13 protein-coding genes are annotated in these 11147 nt (G+C 59.5%); 7 read left to right on the forward strand and 6 right to left on the reverse strand.

The window, feature by feature from the left end:
* The first annotated feature begins 35 nt into the window (after nucleotides 1-35).
* Entirely contained in the window at nucleotides 36-1034 is a 999-nt protein-coding gene (locus FIV05_RS03275) for a 2-oxoglutarate and iron-dependent oxygenase domain-containing protein (protein WP_152508662.1), read from the forward strand.
* Between the two features lie 235 nt (nucleotides 1035-1269).
* A complete protein-coding gene (locus FIV05_RS03280; protein WP_022998960.1) occupies nucleotides 1270-1698 on the forward strand; it encodes a peptidylprolyl isomerase in 429 nt (142 codons plus the stop codon).
* A gap of 166 nt (nucleotides 1699-1864) precedes the next feature.
* Here FIV05_RS03280 and FIV05_RS03285 read toward each other — a convergent pair whose 3' ends face one another.
* The 3 genes from FIV05_RS03285 to FIV05_RS03295 are packed head-to-tail and all read right to left on the reverse strand — an operon-like array spanning nucleotide 1865 to nucleotide 4736.
* On the reverse strand, nucleotides 1865-2911 hold the full coding sequence (locus FIV05_RS03285) for a DctP family TRAP transporter solute-binding subunit (protein ID WP_152508663.1): 1047 nt from the start codon (nucleotides 2909-2911) through the stop codon (nucleotides 1865-1867).
* Between the two features lie 35 nt (nucleotides 2912-2946).
* Nucleotides 2947-4230 carry a TRAP transporter large permease gene (locus FIV05_RS03290; RefSeq protein ID WP_022998962.1) on the reverse strand — a complete coding sequence of 428 codons (1284 nt, stop codon included), beginning with the start codon at nucleotides 4228-4230 and terminating at the stop codon, nucleotides 2947-2949.
* Nucleotides 4227-4736 (reverse strand): TRAP transporter small permease subunit, encoded by a 510-nt coding sequence (locus FIV05_RS03295; protein WP_022998963.1) that lies wholly within the window; start codon nucleotides 4734-4736, stop codon nucleotides 4227-4229. Before FIV05_RS03295 ends, FIV05_RS03290 begins: the two co-directional genes overlap by 4 nt.
* A gap of 169 nt (nucleotides 4737-4905) precedes the next feature.
* On the opposite strand from FIV05_RS03295, the gene FIV05_RS03300 reads away from it, so the two are divergent.
* The 5 genes from FIV05_RS03300 (at nucleotide 4906) to FIV05_RS03320 (ending at nucleotide 8631) form a co-directional block, all read left to right on the forward strand.
* Complete coding sequence (locus FIV05_RS03300; RefSeq protein WP_152508664.1) at nucleotides 4906-5829, forward strand: MurR/RpiR family transcriptional regulator; 924 nt, start codon at nucleotides 4906-4908, stop codon at nucleotides 5827-5829.
* A 146-nt stretch (nucleotides 5830-5975) separates the two neighbouring features.
* Nucleotides 5976-6962, forward strand: coding sequence for a signal peptide peptidase SppA (gene sppA, locus FIV05_RS03305; protein WP_152508665.1), 987 nt, complete (start codon nucleotides 5976-5978; stop codon nucleotides 6960-6962).
* A 15-nt stretch (nucleotides 6963-6977) separates the two neighbouring features.
* The gene (ihfB, locus tag FIV05_RS03310; RefSeq protein WP_006940254.1) at nucleotides 6978-7277 is read left to right on the forward strand and encodes an integration host factor subunit beta; all 300 of its coding nucleotides are present in this window, start codon (nucleotides 6978-6980) and stop codon (nucleotides 7275-7277) included.
* 64 nt (nucleotides 7278-7341) lie between these two features.
* Complete coding sequence (locus FIV05_RS03315; protein WP_022998966.1) at nucleotides 7342-7707, forward strand: lipopolysaccharide assembly protein LapA domain-containing protein; 366 nt, start codon at nucleotides 7342-7344, stop codon at nucleotides 7705-7707.
* A gap of 15 nt (nucleotides 7708-7722) precedes the next feature.
* On the forward strand, nucleotides 7723-8631 hold the full coding sequence (locus FIV05_RS03320; RefSeq protein WP_152508666.1) for an ornithine cyclodeaminase: 909 nt from the start codon (nucleotides 7723-7725) through the stop codon (nucleotides 8629-8631).
* A gap of 419 nt (nucleotides 8632-9050) precedes the next feature.
* Here FIV05_RS03320 and FIV05_RS03325 read toward each other — a convergent pair whose 3' ends face one another.
* The 3 genes from FIV05_RS03325 to trxA form a co-directional block, all read right to left on the reverse strand.
* A complete protein-coding gene (locus tag FIV05_RS03325) occupies nucleotides 9051-9671 on the reverse strand; it encodes a trimeric intracellular cation channel family protein (RefSeq protein ID WP_152511804.1) in 621 nt (206 codons plus the stop codon).
* A 311-nt stretch (nucleotides 9672-9982) separates the two neighbouring features.
* The gene (gene grpE / locus FIV05_RS03330) at nucleotides 9983-10606 is read right to left on the reverse strand and encodes a nucleotide exchange factor GrpE (protein ID WP_152508667.1); all 624 of its coding nucleotides are present in this window, start codon (nucleotides 10604-10606) and stop codon (nucleotides 9983-9985) included.
* A gap of 145 nt (nucleotides 10607-10751) precedes the next feature.
* Entirely contained in the window at nucleotides 10752-11072 is a 321-nt protein-coding gene (trxA, locus tag FIV05_RS03335; RefSeq protein WP_152508668.1) for a thioredoxin, read from the reverse strand.
* Nucleotides 11073-11147: the final 75 nt, after the last annotated feature.

The raw sequence follows: 11147 nt of genomic DNA on the forward strand, positions 1-11147 counted from the left end.
TGCTCCCGGACCTCTTTCTCAAGGAGAACGGAAATATGAGCACCTCTGCATCTTATGGTCTCGTTGAACTGGAAAAGGAAAAAGGCTTCGGCGGCGTCGGTGAGACGGTCGACCGGTCAATTCCCCAGGTCGACATGTCGGACTTCTTTTCCCGCAAGGCAGAGATCACCGAGGATCTGTGGGCCGCGGCGACGGACATCGGCTTTTTCCAGCTGAGCAACCACGGCATCCCGCAGGAACTGATCGACGAGGCTTTTCGACTGTCGGCCGGCTTCTTCGACCTGCCGGCAGAGACGAAAGAACAATATCCGCTTCGGCCCGGAACCAATGCAGGCTGGGAATTCAAGGCGCAGGTCCGCCCTTCAACCGGTACAGCCGACCAGAAGGAAAGCTACCAGATCACCCTGCCGCGCATGACAGGTCTCTGGCCGACCGGCGAAGAACTGTCCGGCTTCAAGGCGACCATGCTGGCATTCGAGCGGCACAACTGGGCACTGGCGATGAAGGTTCTGTCCTGCTTCGCCGACAAGCTGAAGTTTCCGCCGGACTTCTTCACCGAAGGACACGATCCGCTGACACCGGAATACCAGTCGACCCTTCGGCTGATCCATTATCTGGGCATGGAAGATGCCAAGCCAGAGGACTTCAAGTTCTGGCGGGCCGGTGCCCACACCGACTTCGACTGCCTGACACTGCTGCACCAGAAGGCAGGCCAGGGCGGGCTGCAGCTTTGCCCGGGCAAGGACAGCCAGGGCCGGGCAATTGCCTGGACCGACGTGCCCCCGCTGGAAGGCGTTATCACCTGCAACATCGGCGACATGCTGATGCGCTGGTCGGACGACAAGCTTCTGTCAAACCTTCACCGGGTGCGCATGCCCAAGCCGGAGGAATATCTCGGTCCTCGCTACTCCATGGCCTATTTCGCCCAGGCCAACATGGATACGGTGCTTGCAGGACCGGAAGGCAAGTATGAGCCGATGACGGCACATGACTATATCCAGATGCGGCTAGGTGCGAATTTCGGCAAGAAATAGCGGCGCAATCGCCATCCGACAAAGTAGAACCACGACGCCGGGACCATCGTTTGAAACGATCGGCGTCGTGGCTGCACCATTACAGCCATGATTTGTCCGCGAAACTATCCAGAAGCTGACGATCCGGCAGACTTTACTTTTGCTGCCCGTCCTTTAGGCTTGGTTTCACGACGAGCACCCGCCAACGAAACGCGGCCTCAAAACTCACCCAACAGACAGAATTGCGAAACGCTCCATGACCGAAGCCAAAAGCGGCGACACGGTTCGTCTTCATTATAAGGGCACGCTGGACGACGGCTCCGTCTTCGACAGCTCCGAAGGACGCGACCCGCTGGAATTCACCGTTGGATCCGGCCAGATCATTCCGGGTCTCGACCAGGCCATTCCCGGCATGAAGGTTGGCGACGAGAAGACGGTCCGCATCGAACCCGACAGCGCCTACGGTCCCCACAATCCGGCCGCACGCCAGGCTGTTCCGCGGACCAACATTCCGGCCAACATCCCGCTGGAAGTCGGCATGCAGCTGCAGGCGCAGACAGAGAACGGCCAGATGATGACCGTGACCGTGATCGAGATTTCCGAAAACGAAGTCATTCTGGACGCCAACCACCCGTTGGCCGGCAAAGTGCTGACGTTCGAGATCCAGCTGACAGGGATCAACTGAGGCCCACCGGTTCCGGTTTAGCTGACAGTGGCAAAGTCAGAAGCCGATTTCGGCTCCCTGATGAGGTCTGAACACTGAAAAGACAAAAGCCCCGCGGTTCGCCGCGGGGCTTCTTTTTTCACGCACTGGCGCTGCAAGCCGGCGCGCGAAAATGTCAGACCATGCCTCAGTCCATATAGACGCTGTCGTTGGCTTTCTGGACCTCGGTCTTGAACAGGCCGAGCAGTTCGTTGGCTTTCGGGTCGAGGTTTTCAGCCACGTGCGTTTCGAAAGCCGGCTGGGCCGCCGCAGCCATGGACGCGCGCTGGTCGGCGGTGAGAGCGGTCACTTCCATCTTGTCCATCAGGCCCGCCAATCCCCTGTCGGAGGCTTCGATGATGCGCGACAGGCCACGGCTGGCGGTTACGCAGCTTTCCGCCGCATAGCGCAGGGTCTGCTGCTGCTCTTCGCTCAATCCTTCGAAGAAGTCCCGATTGACCATGAACGTGTAGGGCGAGAACAGGTGGTTGGTCAGCGTCATGTACTTCTGAACTTCGGAGAAGTTCGCGAAGGAAATGATCGGCACCGGGTTCATCTGACCGTCGATGACACCGGTCTGCAGGCCGGAATAGACCTCGCCCCAGGATAGCGGATAGGCCTGCGCGCCAAGCGCCTGGATGATGGTCTGGTGAGACGGCAGCGTCATGGTGCGGATGCGGATGCCGTCAAAATCGTCGAGCGACGCGATCGGGTGCTTGGAATTGGTAACAGCGAAGAACCCGCCCGTGTCCGGGAAACCGAGCACCACGACATCTCCAAGGGCTTCCTCGATGTCGGCAGCCAGAGCCTTGCCGAAATCACCGTCGAAAACCGCGTAGGTGGCCGCGTTGTCGGCAAAGGCGAACGGCAGGTTCAAGACGTCGATGCGTGGGTAGTAGCTAGCCAGCGCGCCGGTGGACGTCAGTGTCGCCTGGATGATGCCGTCGCGCACATGCTGCACATGCTCGGCAGCCGAACCGAGCTGGTTGGAACCGAAGACCTCCACTTCGACGGCACCGTTGGTGTCTGCATTGACGATGTTGGAGAACACCGCGGTGCAGGCATGAGCCGGGTTTTCGAACGGATCGGTCTTGTTGTCGTGTCCGAACTTCAACACCTTTCCATCTGCCAGCGCGCTGCCGGCCATAAGCGCAGCGGTCAGCCCGACCGCCAGTCCCTTTGCGAACTTCTTCATGATTTTCTCCATTCCTCTGTCAGGTTGTTTTTTTGTTATTGGGCAAACCCGAGAGCACGCGGCAGCATCATCGCCGCGCTTTCCCAGAAGGCGAACAGGAACAGCACCGCCACCTCTGCGACCAGGAACGGCCCCAGCTTGATGGCAATCCGTTCCAGTTTCTCACCGGTGACCGATGAGAGAACGAACAGGCACGCGCCGACAGGCGGCGTCATCAGCGAGATGTTGAGTGCCAGAACGAAGATGATCCCCGCGTGGATCGGCTCCAGACCCACCTGGGCGGTGAGCGGAACAAGAACCGGTGCCAGGATGATCAGGATGGCGGTGATATCCATGACCATGCCGACGATCAGCAGAAGTCCGATGATGATGGCGATGACCGCATAGCGGTTGTCGGCGAGACCCAGGATGGTCTCTGCCAGCATCTGGGGGATTTTTTCAAAGCTCATCCACCAGCCGAGGATGCCGGCAAAGGCGATGATGACGAAGATCACGCCGGTGATGCGCGCTGTGCGCACGAGCATCTGGTAAAGCGCGGGCAAGGTCAGCGTGCGGTAGACGAATGCACCGATGAAGAGCGCATAGGCGACTGCAATGGAAGCAGCTTCCGTCGGCGTGACGACACCGCCGAGGATGCCCCCCAGAATGATCACCGGCATCAGCAGTGCGGTAATTGAGGAAACGAAGACCTGCCAGATTTCCTTCAGGTTGGCCCGGCGCTCCGCCTTGGGCAGGCTGTTGCGGGCCGCACCAAGGGTAATGACGGCCATGCAGACACCGCAGATGACGAGACCCGGCAGAATGCCTGCGGCGAACAACCCGCCAATTGAAACGCCCATGAGCGAGCCGTAGACAACCATCAGACCGGACGGCGGGATGGTCGGTCCGATGATCGAACCGGCCGCCGTTACGGCGCACGCGTAATCGCGCTTGTAGCCTTCCTTGACCATGGCGGGCACCAATGTGCGCCCGAAGGCCGCCGCATCCGCCGTTGCCGAACCCGTTAACCCCGCAAAGAACACGGAGGCGAGCATATTTGTGTGGGCCAGTCCACCCCGGAAATGGCCGACCAGCACCTGGGCCAGCTTCACCAGCCGGTCGGTGATACCCGTCTGGTTCATGATTTCGCCGGCCAGAATGAAGAACGGCATCGCCAGAAAGGGGAAGATGTTCAACCCGTTGAAGATACGGCTCGGCCCGATGGCCAGGAACTGGTCACCGCCCATATGAATGAGGCCGATGACGCCGGCCGCGCCAATGGCAAAGCCGATAGGCATGCCGAGCAGGACAAATCCGATGAAGACAGCGGCTACGATCATGCTGCGGCCTCCGCAAACGGAGGATTGTCGAGATGGGTGCCGTTGTCCCGGATCATCGCCAGAACGGTCTGGATCGAGGCAAGGGCTGCGGCAGCCGGGATTGCCGCATAGAACGGCTGCAGACTGATACCGAAGATCATGGCCTGCCGCTTGGCGCCGCTTTGCGCGAAACCGAGCCCGTACCAAAGAACGTAGAGAAACAGTGCGAGAACGCAGAGATCAATCGCCATCAGCACAATGCGGCGCAACGACACCGGCACGCGCATGATGGCAGCCGTCAGTCCGATATGGTCCCGTCTGGCGATGCCGGATGAGACGGCCAGCATGGCTGCCCAGATCATCAGGTAGCGCGCAAGGATCTCCGGCCAGGGCAACTGCCAATGAAAGAAGTAGCGATCAACCACGCCGAGCCAGACATCAAGCACAAGCAGTGCCATCAGCAAGGCTATTACAGCCTCGACGCCCGTATTCAGCCTGGCACTGGTTCTGGCAGCCCACTCGCGCATAATCCCTCCACCGAAATGTACCTTAATTACATTTTCAGAGCAGAAATTGCGTTTCGTCAAGCGTATTTTGTTTTTAAATTACATTTCTCGCGTAAATGAGGCTATGATCAGGCGCTGATTGACGATTTTGTGTAATCAAATTACAAATCCCGCAACCAGGGAGACATGTGTGCAGGCAAAGATCCGAACTCCGACCGGCGACAATACAAACGGCCATGCCGCTATCGATCTCATTTCCGCACTCCGCGATCACGCCGGCCAGTTTCCGGCGCGGGAACAAAAGGTTGCGGACTACGTGCAGAACCATCTGTCCGCAATTTCGGACATGACGATCGCCGAACTGGCAAAAGCCTGCGGCGTCAGCACACCGACCGTCGTTCGCTTTTGCAGGACACTCGGCTGTGACGGTTTCCGGGAATTCAAGCTGCGTCTGGCGCAAAACCTGGCCGTCAGCCTGCAGTATATTTCCGCGCCATCGACCACCGAGCAGGTTGCCAGCGAAACGGCGATCGACCGCGTTCTGGGCGCGCTTTATGCGACCGCCAATGTCATGCGGCAGCAGGTCGATCCGACCGTTATCGAGCGGGCCGTCGAAAAGATCGCCAAATGCCGGCAGCTTCTCACCGCCGGGATCGGCGGTGGGTCGACGATGGTGGCCGGTGAAGCGGCGAGCCGCTTTTTCCGCCTTGGTATTCCGTCTGTCGCCCTGCACGACAGCTATCTCCTGCAGATGCGTGCGGCGACGCTCGGTCCCGACGACGTTCTGCTGTGTGTCTCCGCCAGTGGCGAAGCGGATGAACTGGTCAGCGCGGCCGAGATTGCCGGCGGCTATGGGGCCACCACGATCGCGATTGCACCGAAAGGCTCCCGCCTTGCAATGATTTCCAAGATCCCCATCCTGGTCGATCTTCCCGAGGACCCTGACATCTTCAAGCCCACCGCTTCGCGATACGCGCACCTGGTGATTGTCGACGCCATCGCCATGACGGTCGCGCAGGTCCGTGCCGCCGCCACAAGCGAAAACCTGCGCCGGATCCGCTCTTCCCTGACCGCCTTCCATGGCCGCACCGGACCTCAACCTCTGGGCGATTGAGCCTCATGAACACACGAAACTGCGCCGGCTTGCCAGAAACCGCCGCAATCTGATGTGAAACTGAGAGAAGCCGATTGCATTTCTTACAACGGTCACCCTATGTATGTTATTGGTTTTCATAAGCTCTTGTCGGGGACATCGTATTCATGTCGGTAGATGTTGACGCGCTGGTAGACAGACGGCGCCTCAGACGCAAAGTGACCTTCTGGCGGATCGCGACTTTTGTCGTCATCGCCGCGGCACTGATCGGGGGGCTTATCTACGTCTCCGGGGCTTCGGAATTGTCCAAGCGGACGGCCCACATCGCGCGCATCCCGATCGAAGGCGTCATCCTCGAAAGCCGCAAGACCCTGCAGATGATCGAGAAGATCGGCAAGTCCGATGCGGTCAAGGGCGTGGTGATCTCCATCAATTCTCCCGGTGGCAGCACAACCGGCGGCGAAGCGCTGTACGAAGCGCTGCGCAAGCTTTCCGAAAAGAAACCGGTGGTCGCCGAAATCCGCACAATCGGAACCTCCGCGGGCTACATGATCGCCCTTGCCTCCGATCACATCGTCGCGAGATACAATTCCATCACCGGCTCCATCGGCGTGCTGTTCCAGTTCGGCAATATCAGCAAACTGATGGAAACGGTCGGCGTGGAAATGGATGCGGTCAAGAGCGCTCCGCTGAAAGCCGAGCCCGACTTCTATTCCCAGACGAGCCCCGAGGCACGCGCCATGCTGCAAAAGCTCGTCGACAATTCCTACGACTGGTTCGTTTCACTGGTCGCCGAGCGGCGATCTCTCGACATGCCCAGGGCCAAGGAACTTGCAGACGGCCGCATTCTGACGGGCCACGATGCCCAGACGGAAAAGCTGGTCGATGCCATTGGCGGCGAAGATGTCGCAATCGACTGGCTAGTAAGCGAGAAGGGCGTTCCGAAAGATCTTCCAGTCGTCACCTGGAGCGCCAACGAAAATCTGGAAGAGCTGCCGTTTTCCTCCCGGGTCTCGCGAGAGTTCGGAAAAGGCATCGGATCGGCCCTTCTGGAGCCGGTTAGTGAAGCTAAGGGGCTGATTCCACGAGGGCTTACGCTTGACGGGCTCGTATCCGTTTGGCAGGCTTCTGACGCGGCAGACAATAATCCGTAAGCGAGGGGGCACTTCATGATCAAATCTGAGCTGGTTCAGCATATCGCCGAACAAAATCCGCATCTCTATCAGCGGGACGTTGAGAACATCGTCAACGCCATCTTGGATGAGGTTACCGAAGCGCTCATGCGCGGCGACCGGGTGGAGTTGCGCGGCTTCGGCGCGTTTTCCGTCAAGAACCGCCCCGCTCGCGTCGGCCGCAATCCGCGCACCGGTCAAAAGGTGGAAGTGGACGAAAAGTTCGTGCCCTTCTTCAAAACCGGCAAGGAAATGCGTATACGGTTGAACGATGGTGTGGACCACGGCGACGACTGATTGCGTTTGTCACGGCACGCCATTTAAAATCGACTTCTGATCTGGCCAAAACCGGGAGAACCCAGTGACCCGTTTCCTCAAGAACGTGATCTTGTTCGTTATCGCGGTTGTCCTGATCCCGTTGTCGGTGGCGAACCGGCACACGGTCTCCCTGTCGCTCAATCCCCTCGACCCGCAGGACCCGCGCCTGACGATCCCGGACATTCCGCTGTTCTGGATCATCTTCGCAAGTCTGGGTGTCGGCATCATCGTCGGTGGACTTGGCGCATGGGCCAAACAGGGCCGCTGGCGCAAGGAAGCACGCGTGAAGCGCCGGGAAGCCGCGAAATGGCACAAGGAAGCCGACCAGCTGCGGGAAATGAACACAGCAGGTCAGCCGGCATCCAATCTCAAGGGACTGGCAGGACCGGGCAACCGCAACGCCGCCTGACCGGCCGACATTACCATGCGTATTATCTCCAGCGACGAGATCGATGCCTGCCTGGAAGACAGGGCCGTTCTTGAAACGCTGCGCCGGGCCTATCGCTCCAGCACAGTCGCCCCCAAGGCATCCCCCTTGCCCATCGGTCGGCTGAACCAGCAGCAAGGCGCGCTCACCGTACAGCCGGCCTGGACCGACTTTACCCAACAGGGCGACGTCAAGCGCGGCTATATCGGCTGTTCCCTGGCGCTGGATCTACCCGAGCAAACGGGCCTGTCCTCGAGTCTCTACCTTTTGTTTTCCGGTTCCGGCGGACAACCGATAGCCCTTCTGGATGGCATGCGCCTTACAGTCTGGCGCACGGCCGGTCTGCACGCACTCGGGGCAAGTTACCTGTCCCGCGAAGACACGTCCCGCCTGCTGGTCATCGGTGACGACCCGAGGTTGCCCCGGCTTGTGTGCGGCTATGCGGCCGTGCGCAACCTGACGTCGATCCTTCTGGCCGGCGTGTCGCCGGAAATCCAGAAAAGGATCGCCGCCTTGCCCGCGCTCAAGGGGGTCAATGTGGGCATCACGAACGAGATCTATGCCGCTCAGGAAGGCGCGGACATGATCTGCATTGCCGGTCCGGAAAACGAAACAGGCACCCATCACGCCCTCACCTACCTGGATCCTCCTGCGGGCTGCCACATAGACGTGCTGGATCCGGAAGCACAATTGCCGACAGAACTGCTGCAGGAAGCACGGCTGTTCACCACCGACCTGAGCGAACCGCCGCGGCCGGACCTTGAATGGGCTGCCGACCTGAAGGACCTCACACAGGGCACAAAAGCCGGCCGGCGTTACTACGGCCAGCGCACGCTGTTTTTGCCTGCCCCGCGTACCGGGCTCGCAGACTACGCACTGGCTGCACACGTTTTTTTGAGGACGTGACGTCTGGAACTCGTGCCTGTGCACACCATATTTCGGAACAGCAGGGGGAATCCATGAAAGCGAGCGCCCGAAAAGGGTCGCCCGGATGACGGCTCGGCCGCCATGGGTTCGCTTTCTCATTGGTATTTTGAAGGAGCATATCATGCTGACGACGCTTGCCTATTCGGCAAGCCTTCCGGCAATCGCACTTGGGCTGATGTATTATGTGTCAGCCTGTTCGGGGCTTGTCTACTAGTGCCTTGATGGCACCCTGGCCGTTCGATCCTACGGGCGAGACCGGCTGCCTCCATGGGTTTGGCCCGTTCGGCCGATCGCGCCAAATCCGTTATACGATAATCGTGAAGCCGGTTCCCCGTGGGCCGGCTTTTGTCGTTTCTGGACTGGCCACTGAGGCCACGGGACGGAAAGCCAATCCCGGCTTAATTGGGATCTGAACCTGTTCCAAAACGGTGTCCGGGCAAAGTCCAGCCACGCAGGATCGCGCCGCCGCGCAGGATCAGCGCACAGCTTGCGGCAAGGATCGCAGCAAGGATTTGCGGCGCGCCCAGTTGCACCAGCACAACAAATCCGCCCGCACCGGCAAAGGCCGCACCGACATAGATTTCCGGCTTCACGATGGAGGAAGGTTCACGGGCGATGGTGTCCCGCAGGATGCCGCCGAAGGTTGCCGTCGAGACCCCCATCAGGATCGCCACCAGGATCGTGTCACCGACAGTCAGGGCCTTGGCAGCTCCCATGACCGAATAGGCCGCAATACCGATGGCATCGGCCCATCTCAAGGGTTTGCTGAGCTTTTCGATCCACTCGGCAAAATACCAGACCAGCGCGCTGACGACGAAGCACACCAGCAGATACCATTCGTTCTCCACCCAGAAAACCGGTACACCCAGCAAAAGGTCACGCAGGGTACCGCCACCGATCCCCGTCAGCGTGGCAAAGAACAGCAGGGCAACGATATCCAGCTGCTTGCGCGAAGCGACGATGCCGCCGGTAATGGCGAATACCGCCACCCCGAGATAGTCCAGCATTTGCAGCAGCATTCCGTCCCCCATGCCCACTTTCTTTCCGAAGGCAGTACCTGACGTCCGGGTCTTTGTCATCCCGTAGCATGCCACGCCGGCGCTCGGCCTCACGTCTCAAGGCCTGCGTATCTCGCTCAAGGGATTCAGGCGATCCGGCCAGACCGCCTTCTGGAAAAACACCGATCGTTCCCGGCTGTCGTCCTCGCGCGTCGCGTCGACGGCAGGACCTGGCTCCGGTTAGCTGTGTTGACGAAAGGGTTGCCCCAAAGAAAAGGGGCCACTCCGCTGGATGCGGAGCAGCCCCTTCAAAGCTCTGGGGTCGGTTGAACTCAGGCGTTCTTGTCGACTGTCTGTCCGGCTTCAGCCGAAGCCGCAACATCCTTCGGTCCACCCTTGGAAACGCCGACCATGGCCGGACGCAGCACGCGGTCGCCAATGACGTAGCCAGCCTGCATGACCTGTACAACCGTGTTGTTCGGCACTGTGGTGTTCGGCACCTCGAACATGGCCTGGTGGAAGTTCGGGTCGAACTTCTGGCCTTCCGGGTCCAGTTTCTTGACGCCGTTCTTTTCAAGCTGGTTGAGCAGATCACGCTCGATCATCTCGACGCCTTCGATCAGCGAAGCAACACCCGCATCGGCGTTCTTGCGGTCATCTTCCGGCAACGCCTCAAGTGCGCGGCGCAGGTTGTCGGAAACCGTCAGCATGTCACGGGCAAAGCCGGACACGGCGTACTGGCGGGCGTCCTTGACTTCCTTTTCCGTGCGGCGGCGCAGGTTTTCCATTTCCGCCATGACGCGAAGCGCGCGATCCTTCAGATCCGCGTTTTCGGCTTTCAGAACTTCGATCGGATCGACACCGGCCGCTTCGACAGCTTCCGGCTGTTCCGCTGCTGCGGTTTCCGGCGTTGCTTCTGCCGGCTGCTCTTCCGGGGTTTTGTTTTCGTCGCTCATGAATGATCCGTTTGCTCAGACTGTTTGCGGGTGCTTATACGACCGGTTGGCGTTTTTTCAAAGAGCATCGGCGGATAGGCTTTCGCTTACCCGCCGGATGCGCTCATATGAACCGCAGCCGGTCAGCCGCAGATATATTTCGGAATTAAAGGGCGCTCTTGATCCAGTCGGAGAGTTTGCCCTTCGGCGCTGCACCGATCTGGGTTGCCATCGGCTCGCCATCCTTGAACAGGATCAGCATCGGAATGGACCGAACGCCGTATTTCATGGCCATGTCCTGGTTCTCGTCGATGTTGAGCTTGGTGATCTTCACCTGGCCGTTCATCTCTTCGGAGATTTCTTCAAGAGCCGGAGCGATCATCTTACACGGACCGCACCATTCGGCCCAGAAGTCGACCACGACCGGGCCGTCGGATTTCAGGACTTCGGATTCAAACGAAGAGTCGGTAACTTGTGTGGTAGCCATAACTAGATCTCGTAGGTCTCAGGATCGCGCCTACCCGATGTAAGCGCATCAGTTGGCAAGAACGTAGGAAGCCGA

Source organism: Labrenzia sp. THAF191a, assembly GCF_009363335.1.
Lineage (GTDB): Bacteria > Pseudomonadota > Alphaproteobacteria > Rhizobiales > Stappiaceae > Roseibium > Roseibium algicola.